Origin of the sequence: Acinetobacter amyesii, assembly GCF_002018365.1 — a bacterium.
GTDB lineage: Bacteria > Pseudomonadota > Gammaproteobacteria > Pseudomonadales > Moraxellaceae > Acinetobacter > Acinetobacter amyesii.
On the sequence record NZ_MVKX01000004.1, the window covers coordinates 249,878 to 271,353 of the forward strand.

A 21,476-nucleotide genomic window follows, 5' to 3' on the forward strand; every position below is an offset into this window, starting at 1 on the left:
ATTTATGTAGCACAATATAATCCTCATCTAGACTCATAACAAAATGAGCAATTACTCATGGCAATGACATTTTCTCAGCTTGAAATTTTTATTAAAGTCGCAGAACAACAAAGCTTTACTCTCGCTGCTCGGCAACTGGGAATTACTCAGTCGGCTGTCTCTCATGCCTTAAAGTGTTTAGAGCAACATTGGAATGTCAGTTTATTTAGCCGTGAGCAAGGCGAAATTAGCCTGACTCATATCGGTCAGCAGTTATTGCTGCATGCCAAAGAAGTCATCAATACCGCACAAATCATGCAGCAAGAAGTGCATGCCGCACATGGTATTCAACAAGGAACGCTGAGAATTGGCTCTTTTGGTTCTTCTAGTTCGATTCATCTGCTTCCAGAGCTGCTCAAAGCGTATCGAGAGCGCTATCCGCATATTGAGATCTATGTCGAAGAAGGTACCGATGCAGAAGTGTCTCGTTGGATTTCTGAACGTCAGATTGATGTTGGTTTTGCCGTACTCCCTAAGCCGCAGCTGTTCACTTTCCCTTTAATCCAAGACATTTTCATTGCCTTGATTCCAGATAGTTATTCAGTTTCCAAACACAGCCATTTAAATATCCAAGACCTACAAAACTACCCCTTTATTATGACCCGTGCAGGCAGCCAGTCCCATGTGGAAAAACTGCTTAAACAACACCACATACAACCTAAAATTACCTATCAAATGTCGCAACTGTTAACTATTTTAAATATGGTGAATTTACAGGAAGGGATTGCTATTGTTGCGGATATGGCGATGCCTGCTGAGCTGTTGGCGCTACATCCACATGTGGTTAAACGTCCACTCTTTCCAAATACCCAACGGCAGATTGGACTCGCCGTAAAAAATCAAAAACTCATGAGCCCTGCCTGCAAAGCCTTTATCGAACTGGCCCAGTCCATGTTCTACCAAGAAGAGTTCTCAATCTAAAAATAAAAAAAACCTGCCGAAGCAGGTTTTTTGTTTTAGGACTTAGACCAAAATATCTCGTTTACCATTTGGCCCCATCCCACTGACGATGCCATTTTCTTCCATCTGATCAATAATCCGTGCAGCACGGTTATAGCCGAGACTGAATTTACGCTGTAAAGATGACGTCGATGCTTTACGCGTTTCCAAAACGAAACTAACACATTGATCATACAGCGCATCACGGTCTGATCCACCATCACCATCTTCAAAACCTCGAGATGTCGGCTCTTCATCATAAGGCGTGAGGATTTCATCGACATAATTCGGTTCACCGCGCTCACGCCATGCATCACAAATACGGTTCACTTCATCGTCTGAAATAAACGCGCCATGTACACGTTCAGGTTCAATTTTACCCGGTCCGAGGAACAACATATCACCATGGCCCAGTAAGTCTTCCGCACCACCAGCATCTAAGATAGTACGTGAATCTAGCTTACTGTTCACACGTAACGCAGCACGGGTTGGAATGTTGGCTTTGATCAAACCCGTCACCACATCTACAGTTGGACGCTGCGTCGCCAACAGCAAATGAATCCCTGCTGCACGTGATTTTTGTGCAAGACGGGTAATCATTTCTTCAGCTTTTTTACCCACTTGCATGATCATGTCGGCAAATTCGTCGGCAACAATTACGATCAACGGCATCGGCTGTAAACGTGGCGCGCGACTTTGGGTTGCAGAGTCATCTGGCTTCCAAGTTGGATCAATGAGATCTTCACCATTAGCCATTGCTTCTTCAATTTTGCGGTTAAAGTCAGTCAGCTTACGTACTTTCATCAAAGACATCAGCTTATAACGACGCTCCATTTCATTCACACACCAGTTCAATGCACTCACCGCATCTTTCATGTCAGTTACAACAGGCGTTAATAAATGTGGAATATCGTTATAGTTGGCAAGTTCCAACTGTTTCGGGTCAATCATGATGAGTCGCAGTTGCTCTGGTGTGTATTTCAACAACATCGATAGCAACATGGCATTAACTGCGACTGACTTACCAGAACCTGTGGTACCTGCCACCAACATATGCGGCGCTTTCGCCAAATCGGCCAAGACAGGATTACCGGAAATATCTTTACCCATCGCCATACTAAGTAAGGCATTTGGATCACGGTATGCCGGCGTTTCTAACAGCTCAATAAGACGAACCATTTCACGTGAACTATTTGGGACTTCAATCCCGATATACGGTTTACCCGGAATGACTTCCACCACACGTACAGAGGCCATAGACATCGAACGTGCCAAGTCACGTGAAATATTGGTCACTTTCGACGCTTTGACACCGGGTGCCAAGTCCAGTTCAAAACGTGTTACGACTGGTCCCGGCTGTGCCTCTACAACTTTGGCTTTGACATTAAACTCTTGCAGTTTAATTTCTAAAAGTTCAGACAAGCGAGACAATTGCTCTGCAGTGAAATTGACTTTCTTGTTCGGATCTACAGGATCTAAGATTTCCAAGCCCGGCAAAGTCGGTAAATCCAAGCGTTTTTGTGCCACTTGCATTGCACGTGACATTGGACGACCAGAGGCATCGGTTAAAGGAGCATCAAAGTCAAAATCATCTTCGAGATCTAAATCGATGTCTTCAGGTTTGCCCGCCGTTTCTTGCCACACTTCACGGAAGGCATCTTTATTCGAGCTGATTAAGGCTTTTTCATCATCAGATACGAAAGTCTGCGGCTGCGTATTGATTTCAGCACGAACCAAAGGCGTAGATTGCGCATAACTACTGGTTGTACGAACCGGCTGTGCCTGTTCTATCGCTCGCTCTGCTTCTTCAACCAGCAAATCATCGAGATCATTAAATTCGGTTTCAGCACTGATATTTTTCGGTGTGGTCAGCGGTGTAATCTGTGCAGCAGCTACACCTAAACCTGCAACTGTGGCTGCACCTGTAGCAAATTCATTTGAATGCGTTGCTGGACTTTCATTTTGCGCTGTATTAAATGGGCTATGCACATCCGTCGCTGTTTTACTATTCGGGACAGCCGCTAACAGCTCATCGAAGATTTCATCATCATCCCAATCCACTGATTTTTTAGCCGCTGTCACCGCTTCTGTCGGAGAAGTCGAATGCACATCTGCTGTTTTGTTGAAATATTCAGTTTGATTGGCAGGCTGCACTTCTTCTGCAGCTTTCAGTAAAGCATCAATATCTTGTTTATGCCGTTGGTCATCATTGGAATGTAATGCACGCCAAACTTCACCTGTTGCAACAACACGTTGTTGATCTTGTTCAAGCTGATGCACTTTCGTCAAAGTACGCTCAAAATCTTCATCAGATGGCGTAGCAGTCTCTGCCAAATCTACCTCAGATGAATGCTGTGCGTTCCATTCTTTGTCTGCCCATTCTTTATCGGCAATATCATCAAATAAACGTTCAGCGACGCGATCACGTACCACAGGATCGACATCGACCGCATGATGTTCATCGGCTGGTGTTACTGGTGCAACCACTTTTGATGCCTGCGCAGTAGCACTATCTTTTTTAGTCGTTGGCACTGTACGGTCAAAAGCGGTATCGCCTTCAGGCACATTGCGATAGAACAAATCTTGCAGATAAGCTGGTGTGGATTTCATGGTTGCCCATGTCTTATTCCACTTAATACCAAAGGCCAAAGTAAACAACATGATCCAAAATGCAATAAGAAATATTGCTGCACCATAGACCGTTAAAATTTGTTCAAGACTTTGCCCCAGTTCATAGCCAATGATCCCGCCCGATGCATTTTCTAAGGTATCTTCAGGGACGTTCCAAAATAGGAAAAGTAAACTTGAAGTTGCCAGTAAAATAAAGAACTGAGCGGCATAGCGAAATGGACGGTTTAGAAAACTACGTGGCCACCACACTTGAATTGCTTCTAGAAATAAATAGACAGGTATCAGCAGACTTGCCCAACCTAAAAATCCATAGAGTAAATCAGCGATCCATGCACCTGCGACGCCGCTGGCATTTGAAACTTGCTGAGTATCACTGGATAAATGCATCCATCCCGGATCAAATGGCGTATATGTGACTGTTGCAAGGAACAGATATATCCCAAATGAAACAAGGAATAAAGTCATTATTAAGCGCTGTGCATATGCACCCGACACCGCTGTCATATACGTTCCTGTAACCAATTCTTCATGAATGTTTTTGTCATTACCCACAACAAAATGGGCTGAATCTAAACCTGTTATTATGCACCTGTTCAATAAAAAAGATGCAAGATAATTTAAGTATAGTTGTTAACTTTCTTCTATATAGCTCAAAACGATTTCGATGATCAATAATATCGACTTTAATCTCACACAATCGTTTCAAACTTTGACGTATAATTCCACAAATTATCATATAAAAAAAGGATTCTACGGATGAGCGCTCGTCACTCACGTCTAATTATTTTAGGTTCTGGTCCTGCAGGTTATAGCGCTGCGGTATACGCTGCTCGTGCGAACCTGAAACCGACACTCATCGCAGGTATTCAATTAGGCGGTCAATTGACTACAACGACAGAAGTAGACAACTGGCCAGGTGGTGCAGAAGGCTTAACTGGCCCTGCCCTAATGGAACAAATGCAAGCACATGCTGAGCGTTTTGGCACAGAAATCGTGTATGACCATATCAATGAAGTTGACCTCAATGTTCGTCCATTCGTACTTAAAGGCGATATGGATGAGTTCACTTGTGATGCATTGATTATTTGTACAGGTGCAACTGCGCAATATTTAGGTCTCGAATCTGAAGCTGCATTTATGGGTCAAGGTGTGAGCGCATGTGCTACATGTGACGGCTTCTTCTACAAAAACCAAAAAGTCATGGTTGTCGGTGGTGGTAATACTGCTGTCGAAGAAGCGCTGTATCTATCGAACATTGCCTCTCATGTGACTCTAGTTCACCGTCGTGATACTTTACGTTCAGAGAAAATTCTGCAAGATCATCTTTTTGCAAAAGAAAAAGAAGGTAAAATCAGTATTATTTGGAATCACCAAGTGGATGAAGTCATTGGCGATAACACAGGTGTGACTTCTGTACGTATTAAATCTACGCAAGATGATTCAACTCAAAACGTTGATGTCACTGGTATGTTTGTGGCGATTGGTCACAAACCAAACAGCGGTATTTTTGATGGTCAATTGAACCTACGTGATGGCTATATCCAAGTTCAAAGCGGTACTGCAGGTAATGCAACACAAACGTCGATTCCGGGTGTATTTGCTGCAGGCGATATTGCCGACAGCATTTACCGTCAAGCGATTACTTCTGCAGGTTCAGGCTGTATGGCTGCACTCGATGCTGAAAAATACCTTGATGCACTCGGTGAATAATCTTTTGCTTAAGTCATTTGCTTAGCTAAACAGTTTTAAAAATTAGCCGACCTGATGGTCGGCTTTTTTATGTATGATAAAAATCCGTATACCTCAATAAGAAGCTTGGCATGCCGATCCTCCCTCCTTCTGAATTTACTTTCCCCGATCCTGTTGAATGCGATCCCGAAGGTGAAGGCTTAATTTGCATCGGTGCTGACCTCTCCCCTTCCACACTGTTTGAAGCCTATAGTCACGGTCTTTTCCCATGGTTCAGTGAAGGTGATCCGATTTGTTGGTGGTGTCCTGAACCCCGCTGCATTATTCGACCGCAAGACTATCATCCGAGCAAATCCTTATTACGCAGCATGAAAAAAATGGACTATAAGATCACCATTAATCATGCATTTGATACTGTAATTCGCTCATGTTCATTGCCGCGTAGTTATGCCAATGAAACATGGATTTCAGAAGATATTATTCAGGGATATTCTGCACTATTTGACGCAGGCTATGCTTATAGCATTGAAGTTTGGGAAAACGAGACCGTTGTCGGGGGCCTCTATGGGGTCAATATTGGTCATGGCTGCTTTGGCGAGTCTATGTTTAGTACACGAACAGATGTCTCTAAAATGGCGTTTTACACCTTAATGCTCATCGGGCAAGAGAATCAGTTGCCCTGGATCGACTGCCAATTGGTCAACGATCACCTCTTAAGCTTAGGTGCGAGTACACTTTCTCGCCAACAATACCTTAATTCGTTACAAGATGTTGTTAAACAACCCTCTATCGATTGGAAAAAGTATCAGGACAGTGTATTTTCAAGTAAAACAATAGCGCAATGGGCAAGTCTCAGCGCATGACAATAAAAGAGGGATATTACGATGAATTCCTATCAACCGAAGTCCCTGTTGAACGAATTACAGTACTACATCACGCCTCCGCATGATTGTAGCTACTTAGAAAATAAATCTGCTCGGATGGTCTTTCTTGATCCTGTCCATCGTATTGATGTGGTCACGTTATCTGAACTTTCCCGCATGGGTTTTCGACGTAGTGGTGATTTTGTCTATCGCCCTGAATGTCATCTTTGTCGTCAATGTCTATCCTCTCGCGTTCCTGTTCATGAATTTCAAATGAACAGCGTGCAAAAAAAAGCGTGGAAACGGAATCAAGATTTAACCGTTAAAATTAGCCGCCCTCAAGATGCTGATGCAAAGCATTATGCCTTGTATGAACGCTACATCAATGAACGACATGCTGATGGTGATATGTACCCACCTAGCCAAGATCAATTTGAAAAATTTTTAATCAATAGCTGCACTGACAGTTTCTTTTTAGAGCTATGGTTGGATGAACAACTGATCAGTGTATCTACCTGTGATCCACTCGATGATGGTATTTCAGCGGTATATACCTTTTTTGATCCTGATGAAAGCCGTCGCTCATTAGGTACTTTTGCCATTTTGAAACAAATTGAGCATGCACAAAAGCTTGGACTGCAATATGTCTACTTGGGCTATTGGGTGCCAGATTCGCAAAAAATGAATTATAAATCTCAGTACATTCCACTGGAACTTCTGCTTGATGGACAATGGCGTCGACTTAATCGACCACTAACTCAAGAAGAAATCAGCCAACTGGGGGATTCCCTGATGACCACCCTACCTTCCGGTTGGAACAATCCTATTATTAAATAAACGGGATCAAACCAAAGATATTCAATAAAAAAGCATCCGTTTATTCACGAATGCTTACTTTAAATCTGATTACGCTTCACCGCTTTTATTTAAATAAAGCTGCAAAATCATCACTACAAGCCTTCACCATAATAATGGCGTGCTCACGAGTTCCATCGGCATTTGGATAATAATTCTTTCGCAAATCGATTTGGTGAAAATCAGCTTTTTCATATAAACGGATTGCAGGTTGATTACCTTCACGAACTTCCAAGAAGATTTGAATGGGGTTATTTTTGAGTAAGGCCATAGATTCATCGAGTAATTGAAAACCTAATCCTTTGCCTTGCTGGCTCGGATCGATCGCCATTAACAATAAATTTGCTTCATCTAAAACGGGTTGTAAAATGCAAAAACCTACAACTTTTCCTTGTCGCTCAATCACCGTACTTTGATAGGCAGCAATCGATTCTTGAAATTGTTTTAAGGTCCAAGGATGGCTTTGTACGCGGCGCTCGATATCGTAAACCTGCTGTACATCAGCGTCTTGCATCAAACGAATCATCTTCGTTTATCTTTCTATAGCTAGGGTATGCGCATTATAAAAAGTTTGCTTCTAAAGTTGAATAAAAAAAAGAGCGATTTACATCGCCCTTCTCAAAAAGTCACCACAGCGCTGTGATTAGAGACCCAAATATGCTTTCCACGTTTTTAATAAACCTGAAGTATCCAAATCATTCGGGTGAAAACCTGGTTTAAAATACATCAGCATTTCTTTACCCATCCCAGTGATGATGCCTTTTGAAGGGCTATAACCATAGGTATAAATATCTTTTAATGCTTCAAAATTAAGCTTGTTATCTTCTTTTAATAAACGAGCGACAAAATAACTTTGTACGAAGAATAAAGTCACCATTGCGCCAATCAATGAACCTGTACGGAGTGCGTAGGCCTTAACCCCCTGTCCAAAAACACCTTCAAAAACATCATAAGCCACGGCTTTATGTTCATTTTCTTCAATCGCATGCCACAACCACATATTTTTCATGGTTTCATCTGTCATTAACGCTTGAATATGTGGATTAACCAATAACTGTGAAGCGATGGTTGCAGTGAAATGCTCAAGTGCCGTGGTTGCGGTTAGATCCACCATTTCTTGTGTAATACCGACAGGTTTACCAATACGTGCAAAGACTTTGCGCACACCTTGGATAACACGACCCGTTGCCTTATCAAGCGTTTCGACATCATGACCGTATTTTTGTGCAGAAGCATTAAAACCCTCATGCTCTTGCGTATGCATCGCTTCTTGACCAATGAAAGCACTAATTTCTTTTTGTAGGGCTTCATTATTTGCGATTGCTGGGTGTTTACGTACGGCACGCACACTATCAATAAAGAACATTTCACCCGCTGGAAATAAAGCAGATAATGCGGTCATAAAATGTGTCAAACCAGCTGAGCCGTTCATCCAATACTCTGGTACTGCATCAAATTCAAAATTCATGCGACGTACAGGGAAACTTGCACCTGCTCGATTAGTAATCTTTACTTTAGCGTTCATGCCTAACTCCTTTTTTGAGTTATTAAATACTCAAACTTTTTATTGGTTTTCTTGAGTTCATATTACGGTTTTATTGAATTGTTATTATTTCAGTTAAGGACAGTGAATTATCACTAAAGGACAGCTTTCAAAAATATTGTCTGACAATTTACTTATCATATTGAATAAGCATAAAAAAAGCGCCTCAAAGAGGCGCTTTTTTCACACATTTAGTGATTATGCAGTTACTTTAGAAACTACACCAGCACCAACTGTACGACCACCTTCACGGATCGCGAAGCGTAAGCCAGCGTCCATTGCGATTGGGTGGATTAATTCTACTGACATTTCTACGTTGTCACCAGGCATAACCATTTCTACGCCTTCTTTAAGCGCGATCGCACCAGTTACGTCAGTTGTACGGAAGTAGAACTGTGGACGGTAACCGTTAAGGAATGGAGTGTGACGACCACCTTCGTCTTTAGAAAGTACGTATACTTCTGCGTCGAATTTAGTATGCGGTTTGATTGTACCTGGTTTAGCAAGTACTTGACCACGTTGAACGTCTTCACGTTTAGTACCACGTAGAAGAACACCACAGTTCTCGCCCGCACGACCTTCGTCAAGAAGTTTACGGAACATTTCTACGCCAGTTACAGTTGTTTTAACTGTATCTTTAATACCAACGATTTCAACTTCTTCGCCTACTTTCACGATACCAGTTTCAACACGGCCAGTTACTACTGTACCACGACCTGAAATTGAGAATACGTCTTCGATTGGCATAAGGAATGCAAGGTCGATAGCACGTTCTGGCTCTGGGATGTAAGAGTCAAGAGCTTCAACAAGAGCAACTACAGCGTCTTCGCCATATTGACCAGCTTCACCATTAAGCGCTGCAAGAGCAGAACCACGGATTACTGGAGTGTCATCGCCTGGGAAGTCATAAGTAGAAAGAAGTTCACGAACTTCCATTTCTACTAATTCAAGAAGCTCTTCGTCRTCAACAAGGTCGCATTTGTTTAAGAATACAACGATGTAAGGCACACCTACCTGACGAGAAAGAAGGATGTGTTCACGAGTTTGTGGCATTGGACCATCAGTCGCAGCACATACAAGGATCGCACCATCCATTTGCGCAGCACCAGTAATCATGTTTTTAACATAATCGGCGTGACCTGGGCAGTCTACGTGAGCGTAGTGACGGATTGGAGAATCGTATTCTACGTGTGAAGTATTAATTGTAATACCACGTGCTTTTTCTTCTGGTGCAGAGTCGATTGCAGCGTAATCTTTCGCTTCACCACCGAATTTTTTTGCACATACAGTTGCAATTGCAGCTGTTAAAGTAGTTTTACCGTGGTCGACGTGACCAATTGTACCCACGTTAACGTGTGGCTTATTACGTTCGAACTTAGCCTTAGCCATGAGATCTTCCTTTTTAAACTACTCATGCAGGGATACTGCATGAGCATTTGGTTTTTAACTATGAATTAGTTTGGGCTTATAGTAATCGAAAGATTACTCGTCGTCACCTTTTTTACCGCCAGATTGGAACTTAGCGATGATGCCTTCAGCCACGTTACGTGGTGTTTCAGCGTATTTAGCGAATTCCATAGAATAAGTCGCACGACCTTGAGACATAGAACGCATTTGAGTCGCGTAACCAAACATCTCAGCAAGAGGAACTTCAGCTTTAATTGCTTTAGTACCGCCAGGCAGATCGTCCATACCTTGAACCATACCACGACGACGGTTTAAGTCACCCATGATATCGCCCATGTAGTCTTCTGGAGTTTCTACTTCAACTTTCATGATAGGTTCAAGCAAGATAGGATCTGCTTTCATGAAACCATCACGGAATGCGTAAGAACCCGCCATTTTGAACGATAATTCGTCAGAATCGACATCATGGTAAGAACCGTCGAACAATGTAGCTTTGATGCCAACAACTGGGTAACCAGCTAGGACACCATTCTTCATACGTTCTTGGATACCTTTGTCAACCGCGCCGAAGAATTCTTTAGGTACTACACCACCAACAACTTCTTCAACGAATTCGTATTCTTTCTCAGAATCTGCATCAAGCGGTTCTAAGCGAACATATACGTGACCGAATTTACCTTTACCACCAGTTTGACGAACAAATTTACCTTCTTGTTCAACTGATTTTTTGATCGTTTCACGGTAAGCAACCATTGGTTTACCAATGTTTGCTTCAACGTTGAATTCACGTTTCATACGGTCAACGATGATGTCAAGGTGAAGCTCACCCATACCAGAAATGATCGTTTGACCAGATTCTTCGTCAGTACGTACGCGGAATGATGGATCTTCTTTCGCTAAACGGCCAAGAGCGATAGACATTTTCTCTTGGTCAGCTTTAGTTTTAGGTTCAACAGCAAGTGCGATTACTGGCTCTGGGAATTCCATACGTTCTAGAGTGATGACATTTTTCTCATCACAAAGAGTATCACCAGTAGTAACGTCTTTAAGACCTACACACGCAGCGATGTCACCAGCACGGATTTCTTCAACGTCTTGACGTTCGTTTGCGTGCATTTGCACGATACGACCGATACGTTCACGCTTAGATTTAACTGGGTTATAAACCGAGTCACCTTGCTTAAGAACACCTGAGTAAACACGTACGAAAGTCAAGTTACCTACGAATTTGTCGTTCATGATTTTGAACGCAAGCGCAGAGAACGGAGCTTCGTCAGAAGATTCACGTGAGCCTTCAGTTTCGTCTTTGTCGTCAAGGATACCCTTGATCGCTTCAACGTCAGTCGGCGCAGGTAAGAATTCAATTACAGCATCCAACATACGTTGAACACCTTTGTTTTTGAACGCTGAACCACAAAGCATTGGCTGGATTTCGCAAGCCAAAGTTTGAGCACGGATACCAGCAACGATGTCTTCTTTAGAAAGATCACCTTCTTCTAGGTATTTGTCCATTAACTCTTCAGAAGCTTCAGCAGCTGCTTCTACAAGGTTAGTACGCCATTCTTGAGCTGTTTCAACTAGATCAGCTGGAATGTCGCCGTATTCAAATTTCATACCTTGAGAAGCTTCGTCCCAGATGATTGACTTCATTTCGATTAAGTCAACAACACCTTGGAAGTTATCTTCAGCGCCAACTGGAATCACAACTGGTACAGGGTGCGCACCAAGACGTGTTTTCATTTGTTCAACAACACGGAAGAAGTTTGCACCTGTACGGTCCATCTTGTTCACGAATGCTAAACGAGGCACTTTATATTTGTTTGCTTGACGCCATACAGTTTCTGACTGAGGTTGTACACCACCTACAGCACAGTAAACCATGCACGCACCATCAAGAACACGCATAGAACGTTCAACTTCAACTGTGAAGTCAACGTGTCCCGGGGTGTCAATTACGTTGATGCGGTGTTCTTTAAACTGTTGGCTCATGCCAGACCAGAATGTAGTTGTCGCAGCAGAAGTAATGGTAATACCACGTTCTTGCTCTTGCTCCATCCAGTCCATTGTTGCTGCACCGTCGTGTACTTCACCGATTTTGTGAGATACACCTGTGTAGAACAAAATACGTTCTGAAGTTGTAGTTTTACCAGCGTCAATGTGCGCTGAAATACCAATGTTACGGTACTGAGAAATTGGGGTTTTACGAGCCATGATTTCTAGCATTCCTAAATTTTGTTGTTAAAACAGGACGCTTTAAGCTGCATAGCAACTTAAAGCGATTCGATGACAGAACAGTGACAACCGCTCAACCACCCTCCTGAATAGGGGCTGTTTTATCCGCTTAGAAACGGTAGTGAGAGAAGGCTTTGTTGGCTTCAGCCATACGATGCACATCTTCACGTTTTTTGATCGCTGCGCCTTTACCTTCAGCTGCATCAAGCAACTCGCCAGCAAGACGTAAAGCCATAGTTTTTTCAGAACGCTTAGCAGCAGCATCTACTAACCAACGCATAGCCAAGGCAGTACGACGGGATGGGCGTACTTCCATAGGAACTTGGTATGTAGCACCACCAACACGGCGTGCTTTTACTTCGACCATAGGACGAACTTTTTCAAGAGTAGTCTCGAAAAATTCAACTGGGTCTACTTTAGATTTTTCTTGAACGCGGTCTAAAGCACCGTAAACGATACTTTCAGCAATAGATTTTTTACCATCTTGCATTACGTGGTTCATGAATTTAGCGATTGTTTGGCTGCTGAACTTAGGATCCGGAAGGATTTCACGGGCAGCAACTACGCGACGTCTTGGCATTTTAATACACCTAATAAATATGACACTTCAGGTTATTCCAGCAGGTGCACAAAGTGTCATGTGCTTTCGCTGGCCTTACTATACGTCGCTTGGAATTTTCACAAAAAATGCAGAAATCAGACAAGCGAGACGATAAAGGATTGCAGTTCTAACGAACTAAGAAGCCAATCTTTTCAGATTATTTCTTAGGACGTTTAGCACCGTATTTAGAACGAGACTGGTTACGATCTTTAACACCAGCACAGTCTAAAGAACCACGAACGGTATGGTAACGTACACCTGGTAAATCTTTAACACGACCACCACGGATAAGAACAACACTGTGCTCTTGTAGGTTATGGCCTTCACCACCGATGTAGCTAGAAACTTCGAAACCTGAAGTTAAGCGAACACGGCAAACTTTACGCATTGCTGAGTTAGGTTTTTTAGGTGTAGTTGTGTAAACACGTGTACAAACACCACGACGTTGTGGACAAGCCTTCAACGCAGGAACTTTAGATTTTTCAACTAAAGTTGTACGACCCTTACGGATCAACTGATTTGTTGTTGCCATTTGGCAATTCTCCCGTTAATAAAAAGCCCCAAAAAATACTACTTTTTGAGGGCATGCAATTGTAAGCGAAGACTTAAAATTGGTCAACAATATACGATCATCGAAAACATTTATTCATCGTGAGTTGCGCAAATTTTCACCCACAAATAAATAGGTTATTTTTCAGAGGAATCTGCTGATTTTTTTGTAACTTTATCTACGGCTGCTGTTTTGGCTTTACGCGACTTAGCTTTAGGTGCAGCTTTATCCACAGGGACATTATCTTCCTGTACAGCGTCCAACGCACCAAACTCATCCGTTTCAGCTAAAGCAGGTTTTTGCGCAGCCACGGGTGCATGAGGCTCAACAACTTTTTCTGCAAGTGCCTCCAAACCTTCTGAGACTTTTTGTTCCTGCTCTACTGCCACTTCGGCTGCATCAGCGGTTTTAGCTTGTGCTTTTTTGGTGACTTTTACTGCACGAATACTCTCATGACCTGCAACATCTATGGTTTGATCCAATACTGGCTCAGCCAAATCAAGATCTTTCGCCTTAATGCCTTCTAGTAATTTAGGTGTCGCTTGAGCAAGCAACTCAAGAGAGCGCTCATAGGCATGTAAAGGTGACAAGGTGATATCTTGATGCTGCAAAATATATTGGCGTGCATTGGAAAAGACTTGCTGTGCCTTCTGATTCACTTCATCCACCAAACGGCGACTATACACTACACTTACACCAGCACTCGCCACAGGAGATAACCGTGATAGCTGATTTAAAAGTGAAACTTTTGGCATTTGATTGAGCCATGCCCACTTGAACTGACCATTTTCATCCAATACATATTTTTTCAATGCTGCTGCATCGGTGTCTGAACCCACCAATTGCTGCAACTGATGCAAATCACTATTTTGCAGCGTGCTACTCAGGGCTTTAATCGCCATAAGCAAGGTTTGTTTTTCTGCAATTAAACTCAGGTCGACCTGTTTAAAAATAAACTGAACGATATCTTGATCACTTTCTTTACTTAAGTCGAAACCATAAGAACGTCCAACTTGATAAATCACTCGCAAAGTCATAATCAGTGAAGCAGGAATATCAATACTTGAACCGATGACACCTGTCGCACCTGTTAAAGCCCCTTGAATCGAAGCAATCCATTTATTTTGCTCGCCCAAGGCCTGACTAATGCGACGTGAACGATCGACATCTTGTGTCAACTCTTCTAAATCACGCACCCCAGCTTCATCAAGCACCGCATCTACAGATGAAATATCCGAACTAAAATGATTCAGTCGATCAAAAAGATAGTCAGAAATCTTGTCGCTAAATTGAGGGGCAATAAAATTGGCTACATTATTTACGGTATTAAAGTGTCGACCGAATAATTGTCTAGAAACATTCGGAACGTGTTCACGCAGAATTTGCTGCGGATTATCATATTTTTTCACATCAAATACGCGCGTCTGACGTGACTGACCTTCCAAGGTTTGACCATTTTTTTGTGGTTGAATGACCTTAGTTACAGATTCGGGTGCAACATGATTGATAATAGACACCCCAGTAGAACTGAGCTTTTTAGCCACTCCAAAGGCGTTTGAGAGCAGACCAGCCGTTGGTTTATTATTCGTTTTCGCCATTCCCTACCCCATTCAGACTATTCTTGAAATTCTTGATAAATACTAGGTGTAGTCAAACTTTATCACAACTTGAATATGTATCTTTAAGTTAAGTTTTTTGCTGCATCGTTGCAAATTAGCTCAGTCAAAAATAGGCATAGGATTTGCCATAAGAATTCAAAAAGCTTTCTGCTATCATTATTCCAATCAAATTATATGAGTTCGTCTATTTAGAAAGTTTCCTTCGTATACTTTCAATAGCTTGCTCACACACTACCTATAAAGGATCTGTAGATGAAACGTGTTGTAATCACTGGTATGGGCATCAACTCATGCATTGGTAATACATTAGAAGATGTCACTCATTCTTTGCAAAACGGGATTTCTGGAACACGTTTCAACCCAAGTTATGCTGAACTAAATTTCAAAAGTCATGTCAGTGCGGCTGCAGAACAAAACTTTGACGGTATTGACCGTCGCTTAAAACGCTTTATGGGCGTATGCGCAATGTATGCATACAACTCAGCTTTGGCTGCGGTAGAAAATGCAGGCTTAACAGCAGAACAAATTGGCGGTAATCCACGCTACGGTATTGCGGGTGGTTCAGGTGGTGGTTCAACTGCATCTGTTGTTGAAATGAAAGAACTTTTAGACACCAAAGGTGCACGTAAAGTTGGTCCATTCTTTGTACCTCGTAACATGACCAACACCATTACTGCAAACGTGGGCGTGGCATTTAAAATGCAAGGTATTGCACATACGATTACTAGCGCATGTGCAACATCTGCAGATGCCATTGGTTATGCATACAACCTGATTCAATTGGGCAAACAAGACTTAATGCTTGCCGGTGGTGGTGAAGAAGACCATTGGTCACAAAGTCTTTTATTTGATGCAATGGGCGCACTTTGTTCAAAATATAATGACACTCCAGAGACTGCTTCACGCCCTTACTCTGCTGACCGTGACGGTTTCGTGATCGCAGGTGGCGGTGGCTTCGTTGTACTAGAATCTCTTGAACATGCTCAAGCACGTGGCGCAAACATTTTGGCTGAAGTTGTCGGCTATGCAGCAAACTCTGATGGCGCAGACATGGTTGCACCATCTGGTGAAGGTGCGACTCGTTGTGTCCTGATGGCGCTTGAAGAAGCTAAACAGCACGGCGTAGACAAAATTGACTATGTGAATACACACGGCACATCCACTCCGGCAGGTGATGTCACTGAACTTAAAGCGATGGAGCGTGCTTTCGGTGAAGGACAAGTTCCTCCGCTCAGCTCGACTAAATCAATGACAGGTCACAGCCTTGGTGCTGCAGGTGTACAAGAAGCGATTTACTCTATTTTGATGATGCAAAATGACTTTATTGCACCAAACATCAACGTGACTGAACTTGACGAAGGTGCAAAACCTTTTGATATCGTACTTGAAAAACGTGATGCAAAATTGAATACTGTGATGAGTAACAGTTTTGGTTTTGGCGGTGTAAACGCTTGCCTCGTTTTCAAAAAATGGGAAGCTTAATATAAAGTTTGCTGCTTTGGCGCTTCGGTGCCAAAGCACACACCCACCGCCCTTTTAAGGGTCAATATATGGATGCTCCATCAGATGCTTTCCTCTGGGTCAAAGCATTACATATCATCGCAGTTGTTTGCTGGTTCGCAGCGCTATTTTATCTCCCTCGCCTTTATGTCTACCATGCCATGAGTGATGATGCTACGAGTCATCAGCGTTTTCAAATCATGGAACGCAAGCTATACCGTGGCATTATGTGGCCTGCAATGATTGCTACACTGATCACGGCGCACTTCCTCGTCGATTGGGGTGATGCAACTCGACACTACCATGAAGCGCTTTGGTTCTACCTAAAAGTAGGATTGGTTGGACTATTGGTGATTTATCATTTTGTATGTGGTTATTACCGTAAAAAGCTTATCGAAAATGCACATTATAAGTCGCATAAGTTCTGGCGTTATTTTAATGAAATGCCAACTTTGATTTTATTTGCGGTGATTATATTAGTCGTGGTCAAACCAAGCTTTTAAACTAAACATACAAAGCCCCGAAAATTCGGGGCTTTTATTTAGTCACCGTTCATCATTATTGCTTCTCGAGAAATAAAATCCTCTCGCTTACCCAATCAATCTCACATTGCATTGCATCAAAATGACTTTCTCTTCCATAGTTCTGTTCATCTGCAATACACGCTTGCTCTTTTAAATGCAGCCAATGACGCTGTGACTCTCGCAAAGCATTTGCCTTAATCGCAGATAATGAATAGATTTTTACCTGATAAATCTGATTCAGTTTTTGATCCGCCTGCTCAAACTCCTCCATATAACAAGCCAATATCTCGTTATGCTGTGTACTATCTGAAATACATTTAGTTTGATATTCACCCGCATAAACAATGCAGCAAGACAAAATACCCAAAGCAGAAAAACACCAGAAAATACTAATTAATAATCGCATAAGCCTCTCCGCTTAATTCAGTTCTTATTATTCTTTTAATAGGCTTGCATCTTAAGCCACTTAAGCCATGACAAAGCAAATTTCTTCACATCAAAGCCTAAAATAAACGCCAAAACAACACCTTACCGTAACATTCTCTTTTATATAATTACAGAATTCCCTAGACTCTTATATCTTTAAATTTCATACTCAATAAAGTGTTATCCAATCTTGGCCTGCAAGGCATTAAAATTCACACTCATCTCTACACATCACAACTTTACACCGGTCAAAGCCTGCAAGGCCAAATTAATTTCCAAGGCACATACAGTAATAAAAACATTAATGGCATTTACCAGCAGCTGATGACGCAAGCAGAAGTCGAATCTGGTGACCATAACATAAGCAAGAGCTTTTATTGCACAATGGCATCTAAGTGGCACCTTTTCAACTCCTAGCAGGCCAGTCACATCAATTGCCATTCAACATCCAGCTACCCTTTGAAACACCCGTCACGCAGCTGCAGTGCGCACAAAACAGCATACATGTTTGGCTGCATACACACCTAGATGTCGATTGGGGCTTAAATGCCACCGATCGTGATTATATCCAAACCTATCCAACAGCTCTGATGCAAGGCATTATTCAGGCAATGCAGTTATATTCTCTGCTCAGCAGATGTTGAACACGGACAAATGAATGGCGGGCATTTTCGCTCCACTCTAAGTTGCTACCAAGAGTTAGAGTTCCGCCCACAGCAATAGGAGGCTGGAATTAATGAAATTGAGATTTCTTTTGTCACTGAAGCACAGCAAACACACATTCTATTTGAAATAGACCTTAAAATGCGCAAAGACGATTACCGTACACTGAGCTTAACGCACCAGCAAATCAACCCTGCATTCTTACTTAGTGAAATACAGCGCTTACTGCGTTAACTTTAAAAAAGCAAAACAAAAAAAGCCGTCTAAATTGACGGCTTTTATATTTTCACAAATTAGGCAGGAATACGAAGCACCTGCCCTGGGAAAATGTCATCGGCATTTTTTAACAAAGGACGGTTCGCTTCAAAAATTTTATTGTATTGATTTGCATCACCATAAAATTCTTTAGAGATTTTAGACAGGTTATCCCCCGACTTAACAGTATAGAATTTACTTTCAGGCTCAGGACTCGTCACTGTTAACTGATCATCCACTTGCGCCACATGATCAATATTCCCTACTGCCAAGATAATCTTTTCACGATCTGCTTGGCTTTGCACCTGACCTTTCACTGTTGCTAGATCTGAAGTACCGTTATAACTCACAGACAAACCAGTTACAGGCAAGCCCAGTGCTTTAATATGACCCAATAACTTATTGGCAATTTCTTGTGCAGATGGTTCAGAAGGTGTTGCTGGCGCTGCCTGAGGTTCTGCAGGCGCTGTATTTTTTTTACCAATACCTTTTACAAAATCAAAAAGACCCATGTTTTTCTCCGTTGTTTTTACTGTTTTAAATAATTTAACTATTGTTCAAACTCTATTTTTATAGCTAAAAAATAACCGCTTTTGAGTTGTTGTTGGTGACAGAAACGTAAGCTAATGTAAAAACAAAATATTCGGCATAAAAAAAGCCACCGAATGGTGGCTTTTTAAATCAGCATCGCTGAAATCTAAAATTAACCTAGTTTCTTAGAAACGTAGTCAATTGCAGATTGTACAGTAGTGATTTCGTTTGAATCTTCATCAGGAATAGTGATGTCGAAATCGTTTTCGAAAGACATAACTAATTCAACTAGGTCTAGAGAATCTGCACCTAAGTCATCCATGAAAGAAGCTTCGTTTTTGATCTCGTCTGCTTTAAGACCAAGTTGTTCAGCTACTGCTTGTTTTACGCGTTGTTCGATATCGCTCACAGGAATTCTCCTCATTGCTTGTGGCGTTTTTAATGCCGTTAGTTTAATTGAATCTAAATCGTTTTGAAAGTTTATACTTGAGCGCTTAGCTCATGTATAAACCACCATTTACATGTAATACAGTTCCGGTAATGTAACTTGCCTTTTCAGAAGCAAGAAAACTTACGGCATTTGCGATATCTTGCGGCTCACCTAAACGGTTCAAAGCCACTTGATCACTCATCTTTTTACGAATTTCTTCGCTTAACTGTTCTGTCATTTCTGTTGCAATAAAGCCCGGAGCCACTGCATTTACAGTGATTTGGCGGCTTCCCATCTCTTTTGCAAGGCTGCGACCAAAGGCCTCAATCCCTGCTTTTGCAGCAGAATAGTTTGCTTGTCCTGGGTTAGCAAAATGTGCAACCACAGAACTAATATTAATAATTCGGCCAAAACGTGCTTTGGTCATGCCCTTTAAAACACGTTTAGAAAGTCGATAAACGGCTTTCAAATGAATGTTGAGAATGTCATCCCAATCATCTTCTGACATACGAAGTAACAAATTATCTTTGGTAATACCCGCATTGTTCACCAAAACCAATACAGAACCAAAGTTTTGCTCAATGTCTGATACCAATGCATCAATTGCAGTTGCATCACGTACATCTAAAACTTTACCCGCACCATTTTCAGCAAAAGCAGCAGATAATTTTTCTGCACCCGCTTCTGAAGTTGCAGTACCTACAACAAAATAACCGTCTTGAATCAATTGCTGAGCAATTGCTGCTCCAATCCCTCGGCTCGCACCTGTTACTAAAGCAACTTTGCGTTCTTGTGTCATGCAATTTTCCCTTCTGCCACTAAAATGGCATTCAGTGCATCTTCCATACGACCTTTCGTGTCGAGTGGGAATGCTTTTTCAATATTTGGCAAACGTTTTGCGAGATTCGCAAGGACATTACCCGGACCACATTCAGCAATGTACTGAATACCTTGGTCTTGCAAATACTGCATGGTCTTTGTCCACTGTACAGATTGGTATAACTGTGCAGTTAACGCCTGACGTAATTGCGCTACATCAGTCGCGATTTCAGCGCCTACATTTTGTATTACAGGTATAGTAGGCAGCTCAATGGCAGTTTGTTCCAATGCTGTCGCAAACTGTTCAGCAGCAGGTTTCATCAATGCACAATGCGATGGCACAGAAACCGGAAGTGCGATTGCCTTACCGCCATTTTCTTTAGCAGCAACCATAACCGCTTCAACCATGGCTTTATCGCCCGCAATGACAACTTGACCTTGTGCATTGTAGTTTGCAGCATCTACTGAACCTGGGCCTTCTGCTTGAGCACAAAGTTCAATCACTTTAGCATCATCTAGACCCAAAATTGCCGCCATTGCACCTTGACCTTCAGGTACAGCACTTTGCATTAACTGACCACGTAGGTTCACCAGTTTAACGGCATCACCTAGGCTCATCGCACCTGCAGCAACCAAGGCGCTGTATTCACCTAATGAGTGACCTGCAAGGTATTTCGGTGCAACACCACCTAACTCTAACCACACACGCCATAAAGCAATACTGGCAGTCAGTAGTACAGGTTGAGTAAATTCTGTTTGGTTTAACCCTTCACCACTTTGCGCAATTTGCCAAAGATCAAAGCCAACTGCTTCTGATGCTTCTGCAAATGTTGCTTGCACACTACTAAACTGTTCTGCAAGTTCAGCGAGCATGCCGACTTTCTGTGACCCTTGACCTGGGAACACGAATGCAGTTTTAGTAGCTTGAGCTGCTTGCTCGAGTTGTTTAGCAGACATAAAAAAATCCTTTATCAAGACTGGTGAATTTATGCTATTTGGACATTTATTCAACACAATCCCATGTAAGCTTGTTTCAGGGACGGAAATTTAACACTTAATTTTTGTCTTGGTAATTGCCAAATGCAACAAAAAATCGGTACAAAAAAAGGGAGCTTAACGCTCCCATTTTTTCTACTAAGCTTGACGCTTAATACATCACCAATTATTCAGCAGATGCTTTAGCGAATAATTGACGACCACGGTAGATACCATCTTTAGATACGTGGTGACGACGGTGAGTCTCGCCAGTAGCTTGGTCTACAGTTAATGCATTCTCGGTTAAAGCGTCATGTGAACGGCGCATGTCACGGCGAGAGCGACTTTTACGGTTTTGCTGAACGGCCATGATGGCTCCTTACAA

The 21,476-nt window shown here is 42.2% G+C and carries 22 protein-coding genes; 8 read left to right on the top strand and 14 right to left on the bottom strand.

All coding sequences use genetic code 11. From position 1 onward, the window contains the following. Positions 1–63 precede the first annotated feature (63 nt). Complete coding sequence (locus B1202_RS08025) at positions 64–960, top strand: LysR family transcriptional regulator (RefSeq protein WP_078190138.1); 897 nt, start codon at positions 64–66, stop codon at positions 958–960. A 42-nt stretch (positions 961–1,002) separates the two neighbouring features. Here B1202_RS08025 and B1202_RS08030 read toward each other — a convergent pair whose 3' ends face one another. Then, positions 1,003–4,113, bottom strand: coding sequence for a DNA translocase FtsK (locus B1202_RS08030; RefSeq protein WP_078190041.1), 3,111 nt, complete (start codon positions 4,111–4,113; stop codon positions 1,003–1,005). A gap of 252 nt (positions 4,114–4,365) precedes the next feature. Here B1202_RS08030 and trxB point away from each other — a divergent pair, with 252 nt between their 5' ends. The 3 genes from trxB to B1202_RS08045 all read left to right on the top strand — a co-directional run bounded on the left by trxB (position 4,366) and on the right by B1202_RS08045 (position 6,998). After that, entirely contained in the window at positions 4,366–5,319 is a 954-nt protein-coding gene (gene trxB, locus B1202_RS08035; RefSeq protein WP_078190042.1) for a thioredoxin-disulfide reductase, read from the top strand. A 110-nt stretch (positions 5,320–5,429) separates the two neighbouring features. Continuing rightward, entirely contained in the window at positions 5,430–6,161 is a 732-nt protein-coding gene (aat, locus tag B1202_RS08040) for a leucyl/phenylalanyl-tRNA--protein transferase (protein WP_078190043.1), read from the top strand. A 21-nt stretch (positions 6,162–6,182) separates the two neighbouring features. Then, positions 6,183–6,998: an arginyltransferase gene (locus tag B1202_RS08045; RefSeq protein WP_078190044.1), complete on the top strand. Its 816-nt coding sequence runs from the start codon at positions 6,183–6,185 to the stop codon at positions 6,996–6,998. 85 nt (positions 6,999–7,083) lie between these two features. Here the strand turns inward: B1202_RS08045 and rimI are convergent, their stop codons facing one another. The 7 genes from rimI to B1202_RS08080 form a co-directional block, all read right to left on the bottom strand. Next, positions 7,084–7,542, bottom strand: coding sequence for a ribosomal protein S18-alanine N-acetyltransferase (gene rimI, locus B1202_RS08050; RefSeq protein ID WP_078190045.1), 459 nt, complete (start codon positions 7,540–7,542; stop codon positions 7,084–7,086). 117 nt (positions 7,543–7,659) lie between these two features. Beyond that, complete coding sequence (locus B1202_RS08055) at positions 7,660–8,541, bottom strand: metal-dependent hydrolase (protein ID WP_078190046.1); 882 nt, start codon at positions 8,539–8,541, stop codon at positions 7,660–7,662. Between the two features lie 216 nt (positions 8,542–8,757). Next, positions 8,758–9,948, bottom strand: a complete 1,191-nt coding sequence (gene tuf / locus B1202_RS08060; protein ID WP_078190047.1) for an elongation factor Tu — start codon at positions 9,946–9,948, stop codon at positions 8,758–8,760. A gap of 93 nt (positions 9,949–10,041) precedes the next feature. After that, entirely contained in the window at positions 10,042–12,177 is a 2,136-nt protein-coding gene (fusA, locus tag B1202_RS08065) for an elongation factor G (protein ID WP_078190048.1), read from the bottom strand. A gap of 130 nt (positions 12,178–12,307) precedes the next feature. Continuing rightward, the gene (rpsG, locus tag B1202_RS08070; protein WP_005011815.1) at positions 12,308–12,778 is read right to left on the bottom strand and encodes a 30S ribosomal protein S7; all 471 of its coding nucleotides are present in this window, start codon (positions 12,776–12,778) and stop codon (positions 12,308–12,310) included. Between the two features lie 178 nt (positions 12,779–12,956). Next, the gene (gene rpsL, locus B1202_RS08075) at positions 12,957–13,331 is read right to left on the bottom strand and encodes a 30S ribosomal protein S12 (RefSeq protein WP_000246374.1); all 375 of its coding nucleotides are present in this window, start codon (positions 13,329–13,331) and stop codon (positions 12,957–12,959) included. Positions 13,332–13,486: 155 nt separating this feature from the next. Beyond that, positions 13,487–14,947 carry an EcsC family protein gene (locus B1202_RS08080; protein WP_078190049.1) on the bottom strand — a complete coding sequence of 487 codons (1,461 nt, stop codon included), beginning with the start codon at positions 14,945–14,947 and terminating at the stop codon, positions 13,487–13,489. 273 nt (positions 14,948–15,220) lie between these two features. Here B1202_RS08080 and B1202_RS08085 point away from each other — a divergent pair, with 273 nt between their 5' ends. After that, positions 15,221–16,450 (top strand): beta-ketoacyl synthase N-terminal-like domain-containing protein, encoded by a 1,230-nt coding sequence (locus tag B1202_RS08085; protein WP_078190050.1) that lies wholly within the window; start codon positions 15,221–15,223, stop codon positions 16,448–16,450. A 68-nt stretch (positions 16,451–16,518) separates the two neighbouring features. Further along, positions 16,519–16,971, top strand: a complete 453-nt coding sequence (gene hemJ / locus B1202_RS08090) for a protoporphyrinogen oxidase HemJ (protein WP_078190051.1) — start codon at positions 16,519–16,521, stop codon at positions 16,969–16,971. Between the two features lie 55 nt (positions 16,972–17,026). On the opposite strand, the gene B1202_RS08095 is transcribed toward hemJ, so the two are convergent. Further along, complete coding sequence (locus tag B1202_RS08095) at positions 17,027–17,398, bottom strand: lysozyme inhibitor LprI family protein (protein ID WP_078190052.1); 372 nt, start codon at positions 17,396–17,398, stop codon at positions 17,027–17,029. Between the two features lie 197 nt (positions 17,399–17,595). On the opposite strand from B1202_RS08095, the gene B1202_RS16690 reads away from it, so the two are divergent. Both B1202_RS16690 and B1202_RS16695 read left to right on the top strand, forming a co-directional pair. Further along, positions 17,596–17,835: a sporulation protein gene (locus B1202_RS16690; RefSeq protein ID WP_265733744.1), complete on the top strand. Its 240-nt coding sequence runs from the start codon at positions 17,596–17,598 to the stop codon at positions 17,833–17,835. Further along, positions 17,814–18,062 (top strand): sporulation protein, encoded by a 249-nt coding sequence (locus B1202_RS16695; protein WP_265733745.1) that lies wholly within the window; start codon positions 17,814–17,816, stop codon positions 18,060–18,062. Before B1202_RS16690 ends, B1202_RS16695 begins: the two co-directional genes overlap by 22 nt. A 312-nt stretch (positions 18,063–18,374) precedes the next feature. Here the strand turns inward: B1202_RS16695 and lysM are convergent, their stop codons facing one another. The 5 genes from lysM to rpmF form a co-directional block, all read right to left on the bottom strand. Beyond that, complete coding sequence (gene lysM, locus B1202_RS08105; RefSeq protein ID WP_078190053.1) at positions 18,375–18,848, bottom strand: peptidoglycan-binding protein LysM; 474 nt, start codon at positions 18,846–18,848, stop codon at positions 18,375–18,377. A 191-nt stretch (positions 18,849–19,039) separates the two neighbouring features. Then, entirely contained in the window at positions 19,040–19,276 is a 237-nt protein-coding gene (acpP, locus tag B1202_RS08110) for an acyl carrier protein (RefSeq protein ID WP_078190054.1), read from the bottom strand. Positions 19,277–19,361: 85 nt separating this feature from the next. Further along, positions 19,362–20,096, bottom strand: a complete 735-nt coding sequence (gene fabG / locus B1202_RS08115; RefSeq protein WP_078190055.1) for a 3-oxoacyl-ACP reductase FabG — start codon at positions 20,094–20,096, stop codon at positions 19,362–19,364. After that, a complete protein-coding gene (gene fabD / locus B1202_RS08120) occupies positions 20,093–21,073 on the bottom strand; it encodes an ACP S-malonyltransferase (RefSeq protein ID WP_078190056.1) in 981 nt (326 codons plus the stop codon). The genes fabG and fabD overlap by 4 nt, the downstream gene beginning before the upstream one ends. Before the next feature lie 205 nt (positions 21,074–21,278). Further along, positions 21,279–21,461, bottom strand: coding sequence for a 50S ribosomal protein L32 (gene rpmF / locus B1202_RS08125; protein WP_004279227.1), 183 nt, complete (start codon positions 21,459–21,461; stop codon positions 21,279–21,281). Between the last annotated feature and the right edge of the window lie 15 nt (positions 21,462–21,476).

Coding starts and splice junctions, on each gene's coding strand:
- B1202_RS08045 (WP_078190044.1), top strand. CDS start 6,183: ATGAATTCCTATCAACCGAAGTCCCTGTTGAACGAATTACAGTACTAC.
- lysM (WP_078190053.1), bottom strand. CDS start 18,848: ATGGGTCTTTTTGATTTTGTAAAAGGTATTGGTAAAAAAAATACAGCG.
- aat (WP_078190043.1), top strand. CDS start 5,430: ATGCCGATCCTCCCTCCTTCTGAATTTACTTTCCCCGATCCTGTTGAA.
- fusA (WP_078190048.1), bottom strand. CDS start 12,177: ATGGCTCGTAAAACCCCAATTTCTCAGTACCGTAACATTGGTATTTCA.
- B1202_RS08055 (WP_078190046.1), bottom strand. CDS start 8,541: ATGAACGCTAAAGTAAAGATTACTAATCGAGCAGGTGCAAGTTTCCCT.
- rimI (WP_078190045.1), bottom strand. CDS start 7,542: ATGATTCGTTTGATGCAAGACGCTGATGTACAGCAGGTTTACGATATC.
- B1202_RS08030 (WP_078190041.1), bottom strand. CDS start 4,113: ATGACAGCGGTGTCGGGTGCATATGCACAGCGCTTAATAATGACTTTA.
- rpsL (WP_000246374.1), bottom strand. CDS start 13,331: ATGGCAACAACAAATCAGTTGATCCGTAAGGGTCGTACAACTTTAGTT.
- fabG (WP_078190055.1), bottom strand. CDS start 20,096: ATGACACAAGAACGCAAAGTTGCTTTAGTAACAGGTGCGAGCCGAGGG.
- B1202_RS08095 (WP_078190052.1), bottom strand. CDS start 17,398: ATGCGATTATTAATTAGTATTTTCTGGTGTTTTTCTGCTTTGGGTATT.
- rpsG (WP_005011815.1), bottom strand. CDS start 12,778: ATGCCAAGACGTCGCGTAGTTGCTGCCCGTGAAATCCTTCCGGATCCT.
- trxB (WP_078190042.1), top strand. CDS start 4,366: ATGAGCGCTCGTCACTCACGTCTAATTATTTTAGGTTCTGGTCCTGCA.
- B1202_RS08085 (WP_078190050.1), top strand. CDS start 15,221: ATGAAACGTGTTGTAATCACTGGTATGGGCATCAACTCATGCATTGGT.
- B1202_RS08025 (WP_078190138.1), top strand. CDS start 64: ATGACATTTTCTCAGCTTGAAATTTTTATTAAAGTCGCAGAACAACAA.
- fabD (WP_078190056.1), bottom strand. CDS start 21,073: ATGTCTGCTAAACAACTCGAGCAAGCAGCTCAAGCTACTAAAACTGCA.
- hemJ (WP_078190051.1), top strand. CDS start 16,519: ATGGATGCTCCATCAGATGCTTTCCTCTGGGTCAAAGCATTACATATC.
- rpmF (WP_004279227.1), bottom strand. CDS start 21,461: ATGGCCGTTCAGCAAAACCGTAAAAGTCGCTCTCGCCGTGACATGCGC.
- B1202_RS08080 (WP_078190049.1), bottom strand. CDS start 14,947: ATGGCGAAAACGAATAATAAACCAACGGCTGGTCTGCTCTCAAACGCC.